Below are 20,857 nucleotides of genomic sequence, written 5' to 3' on the forward strand. Positions count from 1 at the left end.
AGGAATTTACTCAACCAAATTGCGGCCAGGTTGCCTATACTCCACCCAGGACTAAGAGAGGAAGCGCATCATGAGTACACCATTGTTAATTGCCAGGACGCTGGAAAAAGAGCTGTATTTACTACCCGCGATGGCGAACCGCCACGGTCTGATCACCGGAGCGACCGGGACGGGGAAAACCGTCACCCTGCAAAAGCTGGCGGAGTCGCTTTCGGAGATTGGCGTACCGGTCTTTATGGCTGACGTGAAAGGCGATTTAACCGGTGTGGCTCAGGATGGGACGGCATCTGAAAAACTGCTCGAGCGGCTGAAAAATATTGGCATCACGGACTGGACGCCGCACGGTAACCCGGTGGTGGTGTGGGATATCTTTGGTGAGAAAGGCCACCCGGTGCGCGCCACCGTCTCCGATCTCGGCCCGCTGCTGCTGGCCCGTCTGCTTAACCTCAACGACGTGCAGTCCGGCGTGCTGAATATTATCTTCCGCATTGCCGACGATCAGGGATTGCTGCTGCTTGATTTCAAAGATCTACGCGCCATTACGCAATACATCGGCGATAACGCCAAATCCTTCCAGAACCAGTACGGCAATATCAGCAGCGCCTCGGTGGGCGCTATTCAGCGCGGTCTACTGACGCTTGAGCAGCAGGGGGCCGAACACTTCTTCGGCGAGCCGATGCTGGATATCAAGGACTGGATGCGCACCGACAGCAGCGGCAAAGGCATTATTAACATCCTGAGCTCAGAGAAGCTCTACCAGATGCCGAAACTCTACGCCGCTAGCCTGCTGTGGATGCTCTCCGAGCTCTATGAACAATTACCGGAAGCGGGCGATCTGGAAAAACCGAAGCTGGTGTTCTTCTTTGACGAAGCGCATCTGCTGTTTAACGACGCGCCGCAGGTATTGCTGGATAAGATCGAACAGGTTATCCGCCTGATCCGCTCCAAAGGAGTCGGCGTCTGGTTTGTCTCGCAAAACCCGTCGGATATCCCCGACAACGTGCTCGGGCAGCTCGGCAACCGCGTGCAGCATGCCCTGCGCGCCTTTACGCCAAAAGATCAGAAAGCGGTGAAAGCCGCCGCGCAAACCATGCGCGCCAATCCTGCCTTTGATACCGAAGCGGCGATTCAGGCGCTAGGCACCGGTGAAGCGCTGATCTCGTTCCTGGATGCGAAGGGCAGCCCGTCTGTGGTAGAACGCGCCATGGTGATCGCGCCTTGCTCGCGTATGGGGCCGGTGACCGACGATGAGCGCAACGGCCTGATTAACCACTCTCCGGTTTACGGGAAATACGAAGACGAGGAGGATCGCGAGTCCGCGTTCGAGATGCTGCAAAAAGGGGTCCAGGCGACAACAGAATCGCAGGCTGCGCCTGCCGCTAAAGGGCAATCTGTCGCCGTCGATGACGGCATTCTCGGTGGGCTCAAAGACATTCTTTTCGGCAGCACCGGGCCGCGCGGCGGCAAGCGCGACGGCGTGGTGCAGACCATGGCGAAAAGCGCAGCCCGACAGGTCACCAATCAGATCGTGCGCGGCATGCTGGGTAGTTTGTTAGGCGGCCGTCGCCGCTAGACGCGGAATCCAGGGGCGGCCCAGCGCCGAACCCTGTACGCCGTTCTCCTGAAGATAGCGGTCAATTTCCACCATCCCCGTCCAGCGGTTCTCACACCATAGCGGTGCCAGAAGCGTTGGACGGCGGGCGCTGGCCGAGATGCGGTGGTAGACAATATCCGGCGGCGTATGGCGAATCATCTCCCCCGCTGTCACCGTATAGTCTTCAAGCTCAATACCGCTTAACCGCCCAGCCTCCCAGGCTTTCGCCATAATACTGCCCTTCACGATATGCAGCGGGTGCAGCTTAATGCCGTCCACGCCGGTTTCAACCACCTTTTCCAGCGTTTCAAGACCATGCTGTTGACCCTCGCCGGGTAACCCAACAATCAGATGCGAGCAGACCTTCAGCCCGCGCTCGCGGGCCAGGCGCGTGGTGCGCTGGTAGCAGGCGAAATCATGGCCACGGTTAATACGGTGCAGCGTTTTGTCGTGCGCGGTCTGCAAGCCCAGCTCCAGCCAGATCTCGTAGCCTTGTTCTTTGTACTCGCTGAGCAGGTCCAGCACCGCGTCCGGTACGCAGTCCGGGCGTGTGCCCACGCAAAGCCCAACAATATTGGCCTGGCTGACGGCCTGCTGATACATCGAACGCAATACCTGCACCTCCGCCCACGTGCTGGTGTAGGCCTGGAAATAGGCCAGATATTGCTTCGCGCGGTTCACCAGGCTGGCCTGGTGGGCAAGCTGTTCAGCGATAGATTTATGCCGCTGGGCCTCGTCAGCAAAGGACGCAACGTTACAGAAGGTGCAGCCGCCGCGCCCGATGGTGCCATCGCGATTCGGGCAGCTAAACCCGCCGTGCAGCGTCAGCTTATGAACCTTTTGCCCGTACCGCTGCAAAAGATCCCCACCAAACATATTGACTAATTTCTGTAACTGCATAATCTGATAGACCGTCCCGGAGAAAGGGGACAAGCCTGCCACTTTTAGCCTCTGTCGGCGATGACCTGGATCAATCGCCCTGGACGGCCTTTATCCATATGAATAAATACTCACGATTACTGCAATTTCATTCACGCCGTCTGTGATTACTTTTCCTTATGTTCTGATTGTTTTTTTCATTTATAGCGCCACCACTGAAAAACAGTGGGTTTATGCGGGTTTGCATCCATTTACAGATTATTGTTCTGATATAAAACCGCTATTCAGCACGCTACGTTGATAATACCGCTTTCATATAGTGAGTCAGATCACACTCCGCTGCGCGCTCTCAGGTCATTCAATCAATGTAAAAATAGTTAAATACACTTAAAATACAATTACATATACTCTCTTTAGCACATTTTTGTATAAATAAGATTGCCATTTGACCTGTGTACCAATTCCCGATAAGTTGGAAATCCGCTGGAAGCTTTCTGGATGAGCGGCCTGCTCATCATATTTATGCAGTAATTGAGATTCCCTCTGAAGCAAGTCCTCAAACTTGTTTACCTGCGCGAAAGGATGAAAAAGAGGGCGAATGCGAGGTCCGCGTATGAAACGCAAACCCCGTCGCCATGCTCTTTCTGTGCCTGTGCGCCACGGTAAAGTTCAGTGGGAAGCCCGACGAGCCTGGGGAGGTTCACTGATATGTTGTACGATAAATCCCTTGAGAAGGATAACTGTGGTTTCGGCCTGATCGCCCACATAGAAGGCGAACCTAGCCACAAGGTAGTGCGTACTGCTATTCACGCACTGGCCCGTATGCAGCACCGTGGCGCCATCCTTGCAGATGGTAAAACCGGCGACGGTTGCGGCCTGCTGCTGCAAAAACCGGATCGTTTCTTCCGCATCGTGGCGGAAGAGCGCGGCTGGCGTTTAGCCAAAAACTACGCTGTCGGCATGCTGTTCCTGAATCAGGATCCTGAAAAGGCTGCCGCCTCACGCCGCATCGTCGAAGAAGAACTTCAGCGTGAAACCCTGTCGATTGTCGGCTGGCGCGATGTGCCAACCAACGAAGGGGTGCTCGGTGAAATCGCCCTCTCCTCGCTGCCTCGTATTGAACAGATTTTCGTCAACGCGCCTGCGGGCTGGCGTCCACGTGATATGGAACGCCGTCTGTTTATCGCCCGCCGCCGCATTGAAAAACGTCTCCAGGACGATAAAGAGTTCTACGTCTGTAGCCTCTCTAACCTGGTGAATATCTATAAAGGTCTGTGTATGCCGGCTGACCTGCCGCGCTTCTACCTGGACCTGGCGGACCTGCGTCTGGAATCGGCCATTTGCCTGTTCCACCAGCGCTTCTCCACCAACACCGTTCCACGCTGGCCGCTGGCTCAGCCGTTCCGCTACCTGGCGCACAACGGCGAGATCAACACCATCACCGGTAACCGCCAGTGGGCCCGCGCCCGTACCTATAAGTTCCAGACGCCACTGATCCCCGATCTGCACGATGCCGCGCCGTTCGTGAACGAAACCGGCTCGGACTCCAGCTCGATGGATAATATGCTGGAACTTCTGCTGGCGGGCGGGATGGATATCGTGCGCGCCATGCGTCTGCTCGTGCCGCCGGCCTGGCAGAACAACCCGGATATGGATCCTGAGCTGCGCGCGTTCTTCGACTTCAACTCCATGCACATGGAGCCGTGGGACGGCCCAGCAGGCATCGTTATGTCCGACGGCCGTTTTGCCGCCTGTAACCTGGACCGTAACGGTCTGCGTCCGGCGCGCTACGTTATCACCAAAGACAAGCTCATCACCTGCGCCTCTGAAGTCGGCATCTGGGATTACCAGCCTGACGAAGTGGTCGAGAAAGGCCGCGTTGGTCCGGGCGAGCTGATGGTTATCGACACACGCGGTGGGCGCATCCTGCACTCCGCCGAAACCGACAACGATCTGAAGAGCCGCCACCCGTACAAAGAGTGGATGGAGAAGAACGTGCGTCGCCTGGTGCCGTTCGAAGATCTTACGGACGAAGAAGTGGGCAGCCGCGAGCTGGACGACGATACTCTCGCGAGCTACCAGAAGCAGTTTAACTACAGCGCGGAAGAGCTGGACTCTGTCATCCGCGTGCTCGGTGAAAACGGCCAGGAAGCGGTCGGCTCGATGGGTGACGATACCCCGTTTGCCGTGCTCTCCAGCCAGCCGCGCATCATTTACGACTACTTCCGCCAGCAGTTCGCGCAGGTGACCAACCCGCCAATCGATCCGCTGCGTGAAGCACACGTGATGTCGCTGGCCACCAGCATCGGTCGTGAGATGAACGTCTTCTGCGAGGCCGAAGGCCAGGCGCATCGTCTGACCTTTAAATCGCCGATCCTGCTGTATTCAGATTTCAAACAGCTCACCACCATGAAAGAGGAGCACTACCGCGCCGACACGCTCGACATTACCTTCGACGTGAACGAAGCGAGCCTTGAAGAGACGGTGAATGCGCTGTGTGACAAAGCCGAACAGATGGTGCGTAACGGCACCGTGCTGCTGGTGTTGTCCGACCGTAATATCGCGAAAAACCGTCTGCCTGTACCTGCCCCGATGGCGGTCGGCGCTATCCAGACGCGTTTGGTCGATAAGAGCCTGCGCTGCGACGCGAACATCATTGTTGAAACCGCAAGCGCCCGCGACCCGCATCACTTTGCCGTGCTGTTGGGCTTCGGCGCGACGGCGATCTACCCGTACCTGGCCTACGAAACGCTGGCCCGTCTGGTGGATACCCGCGCGATCGACAAAGATTACCGCGCGGTGATGCTGAACTACCGTAACGGCATCAACAAAGGTCTGTACAAGATCATGTCCAAAATGGGCATCTCGACCATTGCCTCCTACCGCTGTTCTAAGCTGTTTGAAGCGGTCGGCCTGCATGACGAGGTTGCCAACCTCTGCTTCCAGGGCGTGGTCAGCCGCATCGGCGGCGCCGGTTTTGCGGACTTCCAGCAGGATCTGGTGAACCTGTCCAAGCGCGCCTGGCTGGCACGTAAGCCGCTGGATCAGGGCGGTCTGCTGAAATACGTTCACGGTGGCGAATACCACGCCTATAACCCGGACGTGGTGCGCACGCTGCAGCAGGCGGTTCAGAGCGGTGAATACAGCGATTATCAGCAGTACGCTGAGCTGGTGAATAACCGTCCGGCGGCGACGCTGCGCGACCTTATTGCCCTCAATCCGGGCGATGAAGCGGTCAGCATTGACGAAGTTGAACCGGCATCGGAACTGTTCAAACGCTTCGATACCGCGGCGATGTCCATCGGCGCGCTGAGCCCGGAAGCCCACGAAGCGCTGGCGGAAGCCATGAACAGCATCGGCGGCAACTCCAACTCCGGCGAAGGCGGTGAAGACCCTGCGCGTTACGGCACCAACAAAGTGTCCCGTATCAAGCAGGTGGCATCCGGTCGCTTTGGCGTAACGCCTGCGTACCTGGTCAACGCCGACGTGATTCAGATTAAAGTTGCTCAGGGTGCTAAACCGGGCGAAGGCGGTCAGCTGCCGGGTGATAAAGTCACCCCGTACATCGCCAAACTGCGCTATTCCGTGCCGGGCGTGACGCTGATCTCCCCGCCGCCGCACCACGATATCTACTCTATCGAGGACCTGGCGCAGCTTATTTTCGACCTGAAACAGGTCAACCCGAAGGCGATGATCTCCGTGAAGCTGGTTTCCGAACCGGGCGTTGGCACCATCGCGACCGGCGTGGCGAAGGCCTATGCGGATCTCATCACCATTGCCGGTTATGACGGCGGTACCGGCGCAAGCCCGCTCTCCTCCGTGAAATATGCGGGCTGTCCGTGGGAGCTTGGCCTGGTGGAAACCCAGCAGGCGCTGGTGGCTAACGGTCTGCGTCATAAGATCCGTCTGCAGGTGGATGGCGGTCTGAAAACTGGCCTCGACATCATCAAGGCGGCGATCCTCGGTGCGGAAAGCTTCGGTTTCGGTACGGGTCCAATGGTCGCGCTGGGCTGTAAATACCTGCGTATTTGCCACCTGAACAACTGCGCAACCGGCGTTGCAACCCAGGACGAGAAGCTGCGTAAGAACCACTATCACGGCCTGCCGTTCAAAGTGACAAACTACTTTGAGTTCATCGCCCGTGAAACCCGCGAGCTGATGGCGCAGCTGGGCGTGAAACGTCTGGTGGACCTGATTGGCCGTACCGACCTGCTGAAAGAGCTGGAAGGCTTCACCGCCAAGCAGCAAAAGCTGGAGCTGTCTAAGCTGCTGGAAACCGCGCAGCCGCATCCTGGCAAAGCGGTCTACTGCACCGAGAACAACCCTCCGTTTGATAACGGCGTGCTGAACGCACAGCTGCTGCAGCAGGCGAAGCCGTACGTGGACGACAAGCAGAGCAAAACGTTCTGGTTTGATATCCGTAACACCGACCGTTCCGTGGGTGCATCGCTCTCCGGCTACATCGCGCAGACGCACGGTGACCAGGGGCTGGCGTCGGATCCGATTACCGCGCACTTCAGCGGTACCGCGGGTCAGAGCTTCGGCGTGTGGAACGCAGGTGGTGTTGAGCTGTACCTGACCGGCGATGCCAACGACTACGTCGGTAAAGGCATGGCGGGCGGTCTGCTGGCGGTGCGTCCTCCGGTCGGCTCAGCCTTCCGCAGCCATGAGGCCAGCATCATCGGTAACACCTGCCTGTACGGCGCGACCGGCGGTCGTCTGTTTGCAGCAGGCCGTGCGGGCGAGCGTTTTGCGGTGCGTAACTCCGGTGCCATCACCGTGGTGGAAGGCATTGGCGATAACGGTTGTGAATACATGACGGGCGGGATTGTTTGCGTTCTGGGTAAAACCGGCGTGAACTTCGGCGCGGGCATGACGGGCGGTTTTGCGTACGTCCTGGACGAAGACGGCGAGTTCCGCAAACGCGTGAACCCGGAGCTGGTGGAAGTGCTGGACGTTGACACGCTGGCCATTCACGAAGAACACCTGCGCGGTTTAATTACCGAACACGTGCAGCATACCGGTTCTTCGCGCGGCGAAGAGATCCTGGCGAACTGGCCGGCGTTCTCTGCGAAATTCGCGCTGGTTAAGCCGAAGTCCAGCGATGTTAAAGCCCTGTTGGGTCACCGTAGTCGTAGCGCAGCAGAGCTGCGCGTGCAGGCGCAGTAAGGAATTCAGATGAGCCAGAACGTATACCAGTTTATCGACCTGCAGCGTGTTGATCCGCCAAAGAAACCGCTGAAGATCCGCAAAATTGAATTTGTTGAAATCTACGAGCCGTTTTCAGAAGGCCAGGCCAAAGCACAGGCAGACCGCTGCCTGTCCTGCGGTAACCCTTACTGCGAATGGAAATGTCCGGTACACAACTACATCCCTAACTGGCTGAAGCTGGCCAACGAAGGACGTATTTTTGAAGCCGCCGAGCTGTCTCACCAGACCAATACCCTGCCGGAAGTGTGCGGCCGCGTGTGTCCTCAGGACCGTCTGTGCGAAGGCTCCTGTACGTTGAACGACGAGTTCGGTGCGGTGACCATCGGCAACATTGAGCGTTATATCAACGATAAAGCGTTCGAGATGGGCTGGCGTCCGGACATGACCGGCGTGAAGCAAACCGACAAGCGCGTGGCGATCATCGGCGCGGGCCCGGCGGGCCTGGCCTGTGCGGACGTACTGACCCGCAACGGCGTGAAGGCGGTGGTCTTTGACCGTCATCCGGAAATCGGCGGTCTGCTGACCTTCGGTATCCCGGCCTTCAAGCTGGAAAAAGAGGTCATGACCCGTCGCCGGGAAATCTTCACCGGCATGGGCATTGAGTTCAAACTGAACGTGGAAGTGGGCCGCGACGTGCAGCTCGACGACCTGCTGAAGGATTACGACGCCGTATTCCTGGGCGTGGGCACCTATCAGTCCATGCGCGGCGGTCTGGAAAACGAAGACGCGCCAGGCGTGTACGACGCGCTGCCGTTCCTGATTGCCAACACCAAGCAGATCATGGGCTATGGCGAAACCGCCGATGAGCCGTTCGTCAGCATGGAAGGCAAACGCGTGGTGGTGCTGGGCGGCGGTGATACCGCGATGGACTGCGTGCGTACCTCCATTCGTCAGAATGCGGCACACGTGATCTGCGCCTACCGTCGTGACGAAGAGAACATGCCGGGCTCTAAGCGCGAAGTGAAAAACGCGCGTGAAGAGGGCGTGGAGTTCCAGTTCAACATCCAGCCTCTGGGTATTGAAGTGAATGCCAACGGCAAAGTGAGCGGCGTGAAGATGGCGCGTACCGAGATGGGCGCACCGGATGCGAAAGGTCGCCGTCGCGCCGAGATCGTCGCCGGTTCTGAACACGTGATCCCGGCCGATGCCGTGGTGATGGCGTTCGGTTTCCGCCCTCACAGCATGGAGTGGCTGGCGAAGCACAGCGTTGAGCTGGATTCGCAGGGCCGCGTAATCGCGCCAGAAGGCAGCGATAATGCGTTCCAGACCAGCAACCCGAAAATCTTCGCCGGTGGCGATATCGTTCGCGGTTCCGACCTGGTGGTGACGGCGATTGCCGAAGGCCGCAAGGCGGCTGACGGGATCCTGAACTACCTGGAAGTGTAAAAAAACAGGCCCGATTGGGCCTGTTTTTTTATTTCACGACGCGAAGAGCCGGACGACCACCGCGCGGAGGCGGATCGTCATCAGGGTCATTGTCATCGTGATGATCGGGTTTATCGCCATCGATAAGTGACATCACCGTGTCGCTTTCGCGCTCATCAGATGCATTCTCATCATTCAGGCTGGCAACCTCTTCATCATACGCCGCTTCCGGCTCGAACATAGTTCCCGCACCGTTTTCACGCGCGTAGATGGCCAGCACAGCGGCCAGCGGAACGGAAACCTGACGCGGCACGCCGCCGAAACGCGCGTTGAAGCGCACTTCATCGTTCGCCAGCTCCAGGTTACCCACCGCGCGCGGGGCGATGTTCAGTACGATCTGCCCGTCACGTGCGTATTCCATTGGAACCAGCACGCCCGGCAACGTCACATCCACAACCAGGTGCGGCGTGAGCTGGTTATCCAGCAGCCATTCATAGAAGGCGCGCAGCAGATAAGGACGGCGTGGGGTAAGTTGTGACATTTCCACAGTCATTAGCCTCGGCCGAGACGCATTTCACGTTCCGGTTCAGTTAAGGATGCCAGGAAAGAGTCGCGCTCAAAGACGCGAGTCATGTAGCCCTTCAGCTCTTTCGCGCCAGGACCGCTGAACTCTACGCCCAGGGTCGGCAGACGCCACAGCAGCGGTGCCAGGTAGCAATCCACCAGGCTGAACTCATCGCTCAGGAAGAACGGTTTCTGACCAAACACCGGGGCGATTGCCAGCAGCTCTTCACGCAGTTGCTTACGCGCAGCGTCAGCTTCAGAAGCGGAACCGCTGGTAATCACGTTCATCAGCGAGTACCAGTCTTTTTCGATACGCTGCATGTACAGGCGGCTTTCACCACGCGCGACAGGGTAAACAGGCATCAGCGGCGGATGCGGGAAACGCTCATCCAGATATTCCATAATGATACGGGATTCCCACAGGGTCAGCTCGCGATCCACCAGCGTCGGTACGCTTTGGCTCGGGTTGAGATCGATCAGATCCTGAGGCGGGTTATCCTTTTCCACATGCTCGATCTCAAAACTGACACCCTTCTCGGCCAGCACGATACGAACCTGATGGCTATAAATGTCAGTAGGACCAGAAAACAGCGTCATTACCGAACGTTTGTTGGCAGCGACAGCCATGAAAACCTCCAGGTATATTCAGAATTTTTACTGCTACCAGCCCAACAGGGGCCAGCCAGATGTTGTATCGCCCATCCCAGAGAAAACACATTGTTCAAGAATCGAACAAAAATCGAGTATTCACCGATATTTGGGCAGAAAATTGGATGATAGTTTACCAGATTTTGATGGCTTTGTGGTGAGGGGATTCTGGAAATGTGGAAAAAGAGAAGATATATGCATGGATATTGTGGATAACCTGCGCATTATCCATAAAAAAACCCGCCGAAGCGGGTTTTTCGCCAATCGTTCTGCGTAAGCAGAATGGATTAACGTTTGGAGAACTGTGGACGACGACGTGCTTTACGCAGACCCACTTTCTTACGTTCAACCTGACGCGCGTCACGAGTAACGAAGCCAGCTTTACGCAGTTCAGAACGCAGGGATTCGTCGTACTCCATCAGAGCGCGGGTGATACCGTGACGGATCGCACCTGCCTGACCGGAGATACCACCACCTTTAACGGTGATGTACAGATCCAGTTTTTCTACCATGTCAACCAGTTCCAGCGGCTGGCGAACTACCATGCGGGCAGTTTCGCGACCGAAGTATTGTTCCAGAGAACGCTGGTTGATTACGATTTTACCACTGCCCGGTTTGATGAAAACGCGAGCTGCGGAACTTTTGCGGCGACCAGTGCCGTAGTATTGATTTTCAGCCATTGCCTATAATCCCGATTAGATGTCAAGAACTTGCGGTTGCTGTGCCGCGTGGTTGTGCTCGTTGCCTGCGTAAACTTTCAGTTTACGGAACATAGCACGACCCAGCGGGCCTTTTGGCAGCATGCCTTTAACCGCGATTTCAATCACACGCTCAGGACGGCGGGCAATCATCTCTTCAAAGGTCGCTTCTTTGATACCACCGATGTGGCCGGTGTGGTGGTAGTACATTTTGTCAGTACGCTTGTTGCCGGTTACAGCAACTTTATCAGCGTTCAGAACGATGATGTAATCACCGGTATCAACGTGCGGAGTGTATTCCGCTTTATGCTTACCGCGCAGGCGACGAGCCAGTTCAGTAGCCAGACGGCCCAGAGTTTTACCGGTCGCGTCAACAACATACCAGTCGCGCTGTACGGTTTCTGGTTTAGCTGTAAAAGTTTTCATTAAAAGCTTACCCAAATAATAAGTTACACGTTGGTGAACACCCAAACGTTTAGTCAGTTGAGGTTCACACGACAAAGTCCGGCAAACCTACCCCTTCGAATAGCACATGCCGACACATAGAAAGTTTCGGGAAAAAAACCTTCTCGTAACGTGGGGTCGCAAGATTATAGAGAAGTTGAGGTCAAAGATCGACCCTTAAATGTGATTTGGAATGGGTTTTTCGGGGCCACGGCAAATGCCGGGTGGCGGCTGCGCCTTACCCGGCCTACAAGGCTCCCTTCTCAGGGAGAGGGTGGTATTTATTAAGGCATATGCTCCAGCTTCAGGTACTCCTCGCTCTGCATCTCCTGCAGGCGAGACAGGCAGCGCTGGAACTCAAACTTCAGTCGCTCTCCCTGGTAAATCTCATATAAAGGTACCTCGGCGCTGACCACCAGCTTGACGTGGCGCTCATAAAACTCGTCCACCAGCGCAATGAAGCGTCGCGCCTCGCTCTCCATCAGCCGCGTCATCACCGGCACATCCAGCACCATCACGGTGTGGAACAGACGTGAAAGCGCAATGTAGTCGTGCTGGCTACGGGCATCCACGCAAAGCGTCGTAAAGCAGACCGCCAGCGTTTGGTTTTCGACGCCAAGGGTGGGGAGCGGGCGATGGTTAATCTCGAGTTCCGGGGCGTGCTCGCGCTTTGCTCCCGCCAGCGCCAGCCAAAGTTTATCCATCTCGCGGGTGGTATCGGCATTTAGCGGCGAAAGCCACAGGTGCGCCTGGGTCAGCGTGCGCAGACGATAATCGACACCGGCATCGACGTTCATAATGTCACAATGCTGTTTGATAGCGTCAATGGCGGGCAGGAAGCGTGCTCGCTGCAGGCCGTTGCGGTACAGATCGTCCGGCGGGATATTCGACGTGGCCACCAGCGTAATCCCGCGGGCAAATAGCACCTTCATCAGGCCGCCTAACAGCATGGCATCGGTGATGTCAGACACAAAAAACTCATCGAAGCAGAGTACGTCCGTTTCCGCCTTGAACCGGTCGGCCACAATCTCCAGCGGATCGCTTTTACCCTGCAGCGCAGTCAGCTCTTCATGCACCCGCAGCATAAAGCGGTGGAAGTGCAGACGCTGTTTACGTGTACCTGGCAGGCTCTGGTAGAACATGTCCATCAGCCAGGTTTTTCCGCGACCGACCCCGCCCCACATGTATAAACCGCGCGCCGGCGCGTGAGCCTGTGGCGCTTTTTTACCGAGCAACCGCCCAAACGCCGCCTTTAGCCCGCCATTCTGTTCGGTTTCAGCGGGTTTTGCCGTGAGCTCCTGGTAAATCATCTCCAGACGGTTTACCGCCTCACGTTGAACGTCGTCAGGCTGATGAGTGCCCTCGTTAAGGGCCAGTTGATATCGCGATGCAGGGGACAGGTTTTGCATAATCTTATTGTTATTCCTTCAATTAACGCTCATCAGCAGACGTGACTGATGAAAAAAAGGCCGTTCTACACTACGCGATGATACGTCAGGATTCCACTTCTGCAGAAATAGCGGTTATAGTGGCATTATCAGGCACAGGCAGGAGCCGAGCCAACACCCTACGGAACAACAAGACAACGGGAGAAGTTCATGACCTGGGAATATGCGCTAATCGGTTTAGTCGTCGGCATCGTCATCGGTGCTGTGGCCATGCGTTTCGGTAATCGCAAATTGCGTCAGCAGCAGTCACTGCAATACGAACTGGAAAAGAACAAAGCCGAGCTGGAAGAGTATCGTGAAGAGCTGGTCAGCCATTTTGCCCGCAGCGCCGAGCTGCTGGACAACATGGCGACCGACTATCGTCAGCTGTATCAACATATGGCAAAAAGCTCCAGCAGCCTGCTGCCGGAAATGACCGCTGAAACTAACCCATTCCGCAACCGTCTGGCTGACTCTGAGGCCGGTAACGATCAGGCGCCCGTTCAGATGCCTCGCGACTACTCCGATGGCGCGTCCGGCCTGCTGCGCGGCGGTGTAAAACGCGATTAATCGCACAACCTGAATTTATTTTACGGGCGCAGCGATTGCGCCCGTCCTTTCTTCATGACCCCAGCTATCATTTAGTTAAACACCTCATTGTTCAGCGGTTTAAAATTCAATAACATCAACGTGTTTTTGGGGCCGTTTTTCCTTTATTCCAGGTTACGAGAGTCAACATCGATGAAGAAAAAAAACCAGCTGTTGAGCGCTATCGCGTTAAGTGTCGGGTTATCTCTCTCGGCGTCCGTCCCTGTATTTGCCGCCATACCTTCCCAGGTGCCTGGCCAGGCGGCCATTCCAAGCCTCGCGCCCATGCTGGAAAAAGTGTTGCCTGCGGTCGTCAGCGTTCAGGTTGAGGGCACCGCGGTACAAAGCCAACGCGTCCCTGAAGAACTGAAAAAATATTTCGGCGATGAGTCTCCCGACCAGCAGGCGCAGCCTTTTGAAGGCCTGGGCTCTGGCGTAATTATTGATGCGGCAAAAGGCTATATCCTGACCAACAATCACGTCATCAGCCAGGCCGATAAAATCAGCGTCCAGCTGAACGATGGCCGCGAATTTGATGCCAAACTGATCGGCGGCGATGACCAGAGCGACATCGCGCTGCTGCAGGTGCAAAACCCCAGCAATCTGACCCAGATTGCCATCGCGGATTCTGACAAACTGCGCGTCGGCGACTTTGCCGTCGCCGTGGGCAACCCCTTTGGCTTAGGGCAAACCGCCACCTCCGGGATCGTCTCCGCGCTGGGGCGTAGCGGCCTGAATCTGGAGGGGCTGGAAAACTTTATCCAGACCGATGCCTCAATCAACCGTGGAAACTCCGGAGGGGCATTGCTCAACCTTAACGGCGAGCTGATTGGGATTAACACGGCGATTCTGGCCCCAGGCGGCGGCAGCATCGGGATCGGTTTTGCTATCCCCAGCAATATGGCCAAAACCCTGGCGCAGCAGCTGATCCAGTTCGGTGAAATCAAACGCGGGCTGCTGGGCATTAAAGGTATGGAGATGAGCGCTGATATCGCAAAAGCGTTCAACATCAATGTACAGCGCGGGGCGTTTGTCAGTGAAGTGCTGCCAAACTCCGGCTCCGCAAAAGCGGGCGTGAAATCGGGGGATGTGATCGTCAGCCTGAACGACAAACCGCTGAACAGCTTTGCAGAACTGCGTTCGCGGATTGCCACAACCGAACCAGGCGCCAAAGTGAAGCTGGGCCTGATACGTGACGGTAAGCCGCTTGACGTTGAAGTGACGCTGGATAAGAGCACCTCTTCCTCGGCCAGCGCGGAGCTTATTGCCCCGGCGCTGCAAGGGGCTACGTTGAGCGACGGTCAGCTGAAAGACGGTACGAAAGGCATTAGCATCGACACCGTCGAGAAGAGCAGCCCTGCCGCGCAGGCCGGATTGCATCAGGATGACGTGATCATCGGTGTAAACCGCAATCGCGTGCAGTCTATTGCCGAACTGCGCAAAGTGCTGGAAAGCAAACCGGCGGTTGTTGCCCTGCAGGTCATGCGTGGCAATGAGTCCATCTATATTCTGTTGCGCTAAGCATTTGCGATCCGGACATCACCGCTGCATGTGATGTCCGGATAACTCATGTTATGCTGCAAATCGTTCCTTTTTTAACGAAACGCGCATCATGCTTTCAAAGCTCTTACGTTCTATTGTCATCGGTTTGATTGTCGCTGGCCTGCTGCTGCTGGCGCTGCCGTCTTTACGTCAGTTCAATAAACTGTCTGCTCCCCAGTTTGATAGCACGGATGAAACGCCGGCCACCTATAACCAGGCCGTCCGCCGAGCCGCCCCCGCCGTAGTTAACGTCTATAACCGCGGCCTGAATAGCTCAGCCCACAACCAGCTGGAGATCCGTACCCTCGGCTCCGGCGTGATCATGGACGAGCGCGGCTACATTATTACCAACAAGCACGTGATTAACGATGCCGACCAGATCATCGTCGCTCTGCAGGATGGCCGCGTGTTTGAGGCATTACTCGTTGGGTCTGACAGCCTGACCGATCTGGCCGTCCTGAAGATTAACGCCACGGGCGGTTTGCCGGTCATCCCGATCAACCGTAAACGTACCCCGCATATTGGTGATGTCGTCCTGGCGATTGGTAACCCTTACAACCTGGGCCAGACCATCACCCAGGGGATTATCAGCGCGACCGGTCGTATCGGCCTCAACCCATCCGGACGGCAGAATTTCCTGCAAACCGATGCCTCCATCAACCACGGTAACTCCGGCGGTGCGCTGGTCAACTCGCTGGGCGAACTGATGGGCATCAACACCCTCTCGTTCGACAAGAGTAACGACGGTGAGACGCCGGAAGGGATCGGCTTTGCCATTCCGTTCCAGCTGGCGACCAAAATTATGGATAAGCTGATCCGCGACGGACGCGTTATCCGCGGCTATATCGGTATCGGCGGGCGCGAAATTGCGCCGATGCATACCCAGGGCGGCGGAATCGATCAGATCCAGGGCATCGTGGTTAACGAGGTGGCGCCAGGGGGTCCGGCGGCCAACGCGGGAATTCAGGTAAACGATGTGATTGTGTCGGTCAACGGCACGCCGGCGGTCTCTGCGCTGGAGACGATGGATCAGGTGGCGGAAATTCGCCCGGGTTCTATCATCCCTGTTGAGGTCATGCGCAACGATAAGAAACTGACGCTGCACGTAACGATTCAGGAATACCCGGCAACAAACTGACAGGCATAAAAAAACGGAGCGATGAGCTCCGTTTTTTGCCGGGAGACGGTTCGTATTACTTGTTAACGAACTCTTCGCCCAGGGTGATATCTTTCTTCAGCGTATCCAGCATGCCTTCCATCGCGTGTTGTTCAAACGCGCTCAGGCTACCAATGGATTTACGCTCTTCGATACCGTTTTTACCCAGCAGCAGCGGCTGAGAGAAGAAGCGAGCGTGTTCGCCATCGCCTTCAACGTAAGCGCATTCAACAACGCCTTTCTCGCCCTGCAGAGCGCGAACCAGTGACAGACCGAAACGTGCAGCCGCCTGGCCCATAGACAGGGTTGCAGAACCGCCACCCGCCTTCGCTTCCACCACTTCGGTGCCCGCATTCTGGATGCGTTTAGTCAGGTCAGCCACTTCCTGCTCGGTGAAGCTCACGCCTGGGATCTGCGACAGCAGAGGCAGGATGGTAACGCCAGAGTGACCGCCGATGACCGGAACTTCCACTTCTGTTGGCTGTTTGCCTTTCAGCTCAGCAACAAAGGTGTTGGAACGGATGATATCCAGCGTGGTTACGCCGAACAGTTTGTTTTTGTCGTAAACACCTGCTTTCTTCAGCACTTCTGCCGCGATAGCAACGGTGGTGTTCACCGGATTAGTGATGATACCGATGCACGCTTTCGGGCACACTTCAGCAATCTGCTGCACCAGGTTTTTCACGATGCCCGCGTTGACGTTGAACAGGTCTGAACGATCCATGCCCGGCTTACGCGCTACGCCTGCAGAAATCAGCACCACGTCGGCACCCTGCAGTGCAGGACGTGCATCTTCACCGGAGAAGCCTTTGATTTTTACAGCAGTTGGGATGTGGCTCAGGTCAACCGCCACGCCTGGGGTTACCGGAGCAATATCGTACAGGGAGAGTTCTGAGCCTGAAGGCAGTTGGGTTTTCAGTAGTAGGGCAAGCGCCTGGCCGATACCACCAGCAGCGCCGAGGACTGCGACTTTCATCCTAAACTCCTTATTATGGTTAACTTAAGTATCTGTAAATCCGTTGCGGCGACCATAATTCAGCAAGTAAATAATTACAATTTTCGTAGCTAAAGAATTTGAGGTCACGCGACTTTATCTCTCACCAGAAAACTATCTGACGACAGAGGGCAACGCATTAAGAGGTGGTTACAATACACCCTGCCCCGCCACCAAAACAACATCATTTTGATAACATTTAATTTACTTTTAAGCTTATTTGCGCGGCGTGACCCAGGCATGTTTTCTGATAACGAAATCTGATAAAATCACTCCCTTTCATAACATTATTTCAGCCTGGCGCTGAGTAGATAATTTGCATAAAAATTCATCCACATGCATAATAATGTTGTTTCTATCGTCATATTCCGGGTGACTTATGCGAAGCTCGTCTAAGCAAGAAGAATTAGTTAAGGCGTTTAAGGCGCTACTTAAAGAAGAGAAATTCAGTTCTCAGGGAGAAATTGTTCAGGCGCTGCAGGAACAAGGCTTCGATAATATCAATCAGTCGAAAGTCTCCCGCATGTTAACGAAATTTGGCGCGGTGCGTACCCGTAACGCCAAGATGGAGATGGTCTATTGCCTGCCAGCAGAACTTGGCGTGCCGACCACCTCCAGCCCGCTCAAAAATCTGGTTCTGGATATCGATCATAACGACGCCGTAGTGGTGATCCACACAAGCCCCGGCGCCGCACAGCTGATTGCCCGCATGCTGGACTCGCTGGGTAAAACGGAGGGTATCCTCGGGACTATCGCCGGCGATGACACCATCTTTACCACACCGGCTAGCGGTTTTTCCGTGAAAGATCTCCACGAAGCGATTCTGGTTCTGTTCGAACAGGAACTCTAATCCCCTCTCCCCGTAGCGCCGCTGCGGGGATCGTTCTGCTTCCGCTGCGTTCTCCCCTCTTTTCTACTGCCCTTCACTTTGACAAATAGTGCTTTTTACCACTCATTAACATTCACATGGTGAATGCTAAATCAAAGAATCGCACAAAAAATCAAAAGTTGATATCCATATGATTTCATTAGCTATCACCAACAAAAACGTGTAAAAAACACCCAATATTATGCAATTTGGTTATAAAAAAAGGACTGGTTAACACGTAATAACAATAGAAACCATTAGTCTGGTATTAATTTTTTCCGTTATTAGTGTATGCTTGATTTTGTGATGAGGGTCACGAAACAAGACCCCACTAAAAAATTCGACGAGGTAAGAATCATGAAAATCAAATCAACTGTAGCGGCTCTGAGCGTCCTGTCTGTCCTGTCATTCGGTGCTTTCGCGGCTGACTCTATTAATGCTGACCAGGCGCAATCCCGTCAGGCCATCGGTACGGTTTCTGTCGGCGCGGTCGGCACATCGCCAATGGACATGCATGAGATGCTGAACAAAAAAGCGGAAGAACAGGGTGCATCATCATATCGCATCATCGAAGCGCGTTCTGGCGACCACTGGCACGCCACCGCTGAGCTCTACAAATAAGTTTTAGTAATAGCTGAAAACGTAAATCTCCACTCAACGGCACCAGGCATAAAAATAGCGGTTCAACCCTTCTCGCCGTTGAGTAAAAACCCTATTCAGGAGTAAAGACTATGAAAACCAAATTGATCATCGCAACCCTCGGTCTGGCATCCGTTATCTCTTTCGGCGCAAGTGCAGCCGTACAGCAGGTGAATGCCGACCAGGCACAAAATCTACAGCGTATGGGCAGCGTCTCCGTGACGTCTGTCACTGGCTCACCGATGGATATCCGTCACGAACTGGCCGCCAAAGCTGAAAAAGCAGGCGCCAGCAGCTATCGCGTCACCGAACTGAATCAGGGTGACCACTGGCATGCAACTGCAGAACTGTATAAATAAACCCTCGTCGTATCTCATCATACGACTTGCCCCTGGCCTCATGGTCAGGGGCTTTTTTCATTCAGTGCCGCGCGTTAAAGCGCAACTGCCCTTCAAGCTCTTCTTCCGCTTCATCGAACAGCAATATCAGCGCGCCAAAACGTCTTCGCAGCTTATCGGGCAAATGGATAAACTCAATCTCCAGCGGGAGCGGCAACAGACTGCCGGTGACCACGTCCCAAAGCGTATCCAGATTCGTCACGCTTTCCCTTTCAAGATCAAACACCCGGATAAATTCCCGGTAGAAGTCTTCCTGACTGTCGATCTCGTCAAAATCAAACGTATAGGTTTTCATTGCCAGCCACCCAGTCCAGGCGAGCGGCAGCTGCCGCCCTGTCTATTATAATCCCCCAATATGCAGGGTTTTAACTTCCAGATACTCTTCCAGTCCCAGCACGGAGCCTTCTCGTCCAAGACCTGACTCTTTTACGCCGCCAAAAGGCCCGAGCTCCGTGGAGACGGCGCACTCATTAATGCCAATCATCCCGCTCTCGATGGCCTGTGAAACGCGGAAGACCCGTGAGAGATTCTGGGTATAAAAGTAAGCCGCCAGCCCATAAGGCGTATTGTTGGCGCGCTGGATGACCTCATCCTCCGAGGTGAAACGAAAGCACGCCGCCACCGGGCCAAACGTCTCTTCTTCTGCCAGCTTCATGCCTTCATGGCAGTCGCCCAATACGGTTGGCATCCAGAAATTCCCGCCAAGCGGATGGGGCTTACCTCCTGCCAGTACGGTTGCCCCCCGGGCAACGGCGTCGTCGACATGCTCACGCACTTTGTTCACCGCAGAAGGTTCAATCAGCGGCCCGACGACCACCCCCTCCTCAAGACCGTTACCCACCTTCAGCGCCTTCACGGCATCGGCAAGTTTATTCACAAATTTGTCGTAGACGGTTTCCTGAATATAAAAACGGTTCACGCTGACGCAGACCTGCCCGGCATTGCGAAACTTGTTGGCGATCGCGCCCTTAACCGCTGCGTCGATGTCCGCATCCTCAAAAACGATATACGGGGCATTTCCGCCCAGCTCCATCGAGACTTTCTTCATGGTTTCGGCTGCGTTACGCACCAGCGTTTTGCCGACGGAGGTTGAGCCGGTAAAGGAGATCTTACGCACGTCGCGACTTGCCATAATCGCATCGCTGATTTCATGCGTATTCCCGGCAACGGCGTTGAGAACGCCGTCGGGCACACCGGCCTGTTTCGCCAGAGTAAGCAGCGCAAAGGCGCTGAGCGGCGTGTTGTTGGCCGGTTTAATAACTCCGGTACATCCGGCCGCCAGCGCCGGGCCTAACTTGCGGGTGAGCATGGCCATTGGGAAGTTCCACGGCGTAATCGCAGCGACCACACCAATGGGTTCACGGGTCGCCAGAATGCGTGAGCCAGGTTTGATCGGTGGAATAATTTCACCATTCGCGCGTTTAGCCTCTTCGGCAAACCACTGGATAAAGCTGGCAGCGTACTCCACTTCGCCCTCCGCTTCTTTCAGGGGTTTGCCCTGTTCGGTGGTCATTAACCGCCCGAGCCAGCTTTTATTCTCAATAATCAATTCATACCAGCGGTAGAGAATCGCCGAGCGTTCTTTCGCGGTTTTGGCACGCCATGCCGGGAACGCTTTGGTAGCCGCTGCGATAGCCTCTTCGGTTTGTGCTTTACCCGCTTTTGCGACTTTAGCAATGACCTCACCGGTCGCGGGATTCAGCACATCAAACGTCGTGTCCAGCGTTTTCCAGATTCCGTTGACCAGATAGCCGGTCTGAAAAAGGATGTGGTCCTGAAGCGCCTGGGTCGTCATGTGTCCTCCCTTTCTGAAATGTAAGAATGTGCTGGAATAAGTATAGC

At 55.4% G+C, this 20,857-nt stretch carries 18 protein-coding genes; 9 read left to right on the top strand and 9 right to left on the bottom strand.

The features are described 5' to 3' along the window. The first annotated feature begins 70 nt into the window (after positions 1 to 70). Positions 71 to 1,573 (top strand): helicase HerA-like C-terminal domain-containing protein, encoded by a 1,503-nt coding sequence (locus tag FOY93_RS20020; RefSeq protein ID WP_126303140.1) that lies wholly within the window; start codon positions 71 to 73, stop codon positions 1,571 to 1,573. Here the strand turns inward: FOY93_RS20020 and mnmL are convergent. Next, positions 1,553 to 2,494: a tRNA modification radical SAM protein MnmL/YtqA gene (gene mnmL, locus FOY93_RS20025; protein WP_133295472.1), complete on the bottom strand. Its 942-nt coding sequence runs from the start codon at positions 2,492 to 2,494 to the stop codon at positions 1,553 to 1,555. The genes FOY93_RS20020 and mnmL overlap by 21 nt on opposite strands. A 687-nt stretch (positions 2,495 to 3,181) precedes the next feature. On the opposite strand from mnmL, the gene gltB reads away from it, so the two are divergent. Continuing rightward, positions 3,182 to 7,642, top strand: coding sequence for a glutamate synthase large subunit (gltB, locus tag FOY93_RS20030; protein ID WP_115876363.1), 4,461 nt, complete (start codon positions 3,182 to 3,184; stop codon positions 7,640 to 7,642). A 9-nt stretch (positions 7,643 to 7,651) separates the two neighbouring features. Continuing rightward, entirely contained in the window at positions 7,652 to 9,070 is a 1,419-nt protein-coding gene (gene gltD, locus FOY93_RS20035) for a glutamate synthase subunit GltD (RefSeq protein ID WP_023309377.1), read from the top strand. Positions 9,071 to 9,098: 28 nt separating this feature from the next. Here gltD and sspB read toward each other — a convergent pair whose 3' ends face one another. The 5 genes from sspB to zapE all read right to left on the bottom strand — a co-directional run bounded on the left by sspB (position 9,099) and on the right by zapE (position 12,812). Next, on the bottom strand, positions 9,099 to 9,596 hold the full coding sequence (gene sspB, locus FOY93_RS20040) for a ClpXP protease specificity-enhancing factor (RefSeq protein ID WP_115876392.1): 498 nt from the start codon (positions 9,594 to 9,596) through the stop codon (positions 9,099 to 9,101). 5 nt (positions 9,597 to 9,601) lie between these two features. Beyond that, the gene (sspA, locus tag FOY93_RS20045) at positions 9,602 to 10,240 is read right to left on the bottom strand and encodes a stringent starvation protein SspA (RefSeq protein ID WP_014885418.1); all 639 of its coding nucleotides are present in this window, start codon (positions 10,238 to 10,240) and stop codon (positions 9,602 to 9,604) included. 308 nt (positions 10,241 to 10,548) lie between these two features. Next, positions 10,549 to 10,941 (bottom strand): 30S ribosomal protein S9, encoded by a 393-nt coding sequence (rpsI, locus tag FOY93_RS20055; protein ID WP_003860436.1) that lies wholly within the window; start codon positions 10,939 to 10,941, stop codon positions 10,549 to 10,551. A 15-nt stretch (positions 10,942 to 10,956) separates the two neighbouring features. Further along, positions 10,957 to 11,385, bottom strand: coding sequence for a 50S ribosomal protein L13 (gene rplM, locus FOY93_RS20060; RefSeq protein ID WP_003860434.1), 429 nt, complete (start codon positions 11,383 to 11,385; stop codon positions 10,957 to 10,959). 302 nt (positions 11,386 to 11,687) lie between these two features. Continuing rightward, a complete protein-coding gene (gene zapE, locus FOY93_RS20070) occupies positions 11,688 to 12,812 on the bottom strand; it encodes a cell division protein ZapE (RefSeq protein WP_143345589.1) in 1,125 nt (374 codons plus the stop codon). 189 nt (positions 12,813 to 13,001) lie between these two features. Here zapE and zapG point away from each other — a divergent pair, with 189 nt between their 5' ends. The 3 genes from zapG (at position 13,002) to degS (ending at position 16,098) form a co-directional block, all read left to right on the top strand. Then, on the top strand, positions 13,002 to 13,400 hold the full coding sequence (zapG, locus tag FOY93_RS20075; protein ID WP_008502832.1) for a Z-ring associated protein ZapG: 399 nt from the start codon (positions 13,002 to 13,004) through the stop codon (positions 13,398 to 13,400). Between the two features lie 171 nt (positions 13,401 to 13,571). Beyond that, positions 13,572 to 14,939, top strand: coding sequence for a serine endoprotease DegQ (degQ, locus tag FOY93_RS20080; RefSeq protein WP_143345590.1), 1,368 nt, complete (start codon positions 13,572 to 13,574; stop codon positions 14,937 to 14,939). Positions 14,940 to 15,030: 91 nt separating this feature from the next. Further along, a complete protein-coding gene (degS, locus tag FOY93_RS20085) occupies positions 15,031 to 16,098 on the top strand; it encodes an outer membrane-stress sensor serine endopeptidase DegS (protein WP_111964987.1) in 1,068 nt (355 codons plus the stop codon). A 55-nt stretch (positions 16,099 to 16,153) separates the two neighbouring features. Here the strand turns inward: degS and mdh are convergent, their stop codons facing one another. After that, positions 16,154 to 17,092: a malate dehydrogenase gene (gene mdh / locus FOY93_RS20090; protein WP_045329693.1), complete on the bottom strand. Its 939-nt coding sequence runs from the start codon at positions 17,090 to 17,092 to the stop codon at positions 16,154 to 16,156. Positions 17,093 to 17,489: 397 nt separating this feature from the next. Between mdh and argR the strand changes: the two genes are divergently transcribed. The 3 genes from argR (at position 17,490) to yhcN (FOY93_RS20105) (ending at position 18,976) form a co-directional block, all read left to right on the top strand. Further along, the gene (gene argR / locus FOY93_RS20095; protein WP_023309388.1) at positions 17,490 to 17,960 is read left to right on the top strand and encodes a transcriptional regulator ArgR; all 471 of its coding nucleotides are present in this window, start codon (positions 17,490 to 17,492) and stop codon (positions 17,958 to 17,960) included. Positions 17,961 to 18,335: 375 nt separating this feature from the next. After that, complete coding sequence (yhcN, locus tag FOY93_RS20100; protein WP_023309389.1) at positions 18,336 to 18,599, top strand: peroxide/acid stress response protein YhcN; 264 nt, start codon at positions 18,336 to 18,338, stop codon at positions 18,597 to 18,599. A 110-nt stretch (positions 18,600 to 18,709) separates the two neighbouring features. Next, the gene (gene yhcN, locus FOY93_RS20105; protein WP_133295219.1) at positions 18,710 to 18,976 is read left to right on the top strand and encodes a peroxide/acid stress response protein YhcN; all 267 of its coding nucleotides are present in this window, start codon (positions 18,710 to 18,712) and stop codon (positions 18,974 to 18,976) included. Between the two features lie 61 nt (positions 18,977 to 19,037). Here yhcN (FOY93_RS20105) and FOY93_RS20110 read toward each other — a convergent pair whose 3' ends face one another. Together FOY93_RS20110 and FOY93_RS20115 are read right to left on the bottom strand one after the other, a co-directional pair. Further along, positions 19,038 to 19,310: a barstar family protein gene (locus FOY93_RS20110; protein WP_008502839.1), complete on the bottom strand. Its 273-nt coding sequence runs from the start codon at positions 19,308 to 19,310 to the stop codon at positions 19,038 to 19,040. Positions 19,311 to 19,355: 45 nt separating this feature from the next. Continuing rightward, positions 19,356 to 20,810, bottom strand: a complete 1,455-nt coding sequence (locus FOY93_RS20115; protein ID WP_143345591.1) for an NAD-dependent succinate-semialdehyde dehydrogenase — start codon at positions 20,808 to 20,810, stop codon at positions 19,356 to 19,358. Positions 20,811 to 20,857 lie beyond the last annotated feature (47 nt).

It is taken from the genome of Enterobacter sp. 18A13, assembly GCF_007035975.1.
In the GTDB taxonomy this organism is placed as follows: domain Bacteria; phylum Pseudomonadota; class Gammaproteobacteria; order Enterobacterales; family Enterobacteriaceae; genus Enterobacter; species Enterobacter vonholyi.

Coding starts and splice junctions, on each gene's coding strand:
- yhcN (WP_133295219.1), top strand. CDS start 18,710: ATGAAAACCAAATTGATCATCGCAACCCTCGGTCTGGCATCCGTTATC.
- gltD (WP_023309377.1), top strand. CDS start 7,652: ATGAGCCAGAACGTATACCAGTTTATCGACCTGCAGCGTGTTGATCCG.
- mnmL (WP_133295472.1), bottom strand. CDS start 2,494: ATGCAGTTACAGAAATTAGTCAATATGTTTGGTGGGGATCTTTTGCAG.
- yhcN (WP_023309389.1), top strand. CDS start 18,336: ATGAAAATCAAATCAACTGTAGCGGCTCTGAGCGTCCTGTCTGTCCTG.
- argR (WP_023309388.1), top strand. CDS start 17,490: ATGCGAAGCTCGTCTAAGCAAGAAGAATTAGTTAAGGCGTTTAAGGCG.
- rplM (WP_003860434.1), bottom strand. CDS start 11,385: ATGAAAACTTTTACAGCTAAACCAGAAACCGTACAGCGCGACTGGTAT.
- gltB (WP_115876363.1), top strand. CDS start 3,182: ATGTTGTACGATAAATCCCTTGAGAAGGATAACTGTGGTTTCGGCCTG.
- sspA (WP_014885418.1), bottom strand. CDS start 10,240: ATGGCTGTCGCTGCCAACAAACGTTCGGTAATGACGCTGTTTTCTGGT.
- zapE (WP_143345589.1), bottom strand. CDS start 12,812: ATGCAAAACCTGTCCCCTGCATCGCGATATCAACTGGCCCTTAACGAG.
- rpsI (WP_003860436.1), bottom strand. CDS start 10,941: ATGGCTGAAAATCAATACTACGGCACTGGTCGCCGCAAAAGTTCCGCA.
- FOY93_RS20110 (WP_008502839.1), bottom strand. CDS start 19,310: ATGAAAACCTATACGTTTGATTTTGACGAGATCGACAGTCAGGAAGAC.
- degS (WP_111964987.1), top strand. CDS start 15,031: ATGCTTTCAAAGCTCTTACGTTCTATTGTCATCGGTTTGATTGTCGCT.
- degQ (WP_143345590.1), top strand. CDS start 13,572: ATGAAGAAAAAAAACCAGCTGTTGAGCGCTATCGCGTTAAGTGTCGGG.
- FOY93_RS20115 (WP_143345591.1), bottom strand. CDS start 20,810: ATGACGACCCAGGCGCTTCAGGACCACATCCTTTTTCAGACCGGCTAT.
- zapG (WP_008502832.1), top strand. CDS start 13,002: ATGACCTGGGAATATGCGCTAATCGGTTTAGTCGTCGGCATCGTCATC.
- FOY93_RS20020 (WP_126303140.1), top strand. CDS start 71: ATGAGTACACCATTGTTAATTGCCAGGACGCTGGAAAAAGAGCTGTAT.
- mdh (WP_045329693.1), bottom strand. CDS start 17,092: ATGAAAGTCGCAGTCCTCGGCGCTGCTGGTGGTATCGGCCAGGCGCTT.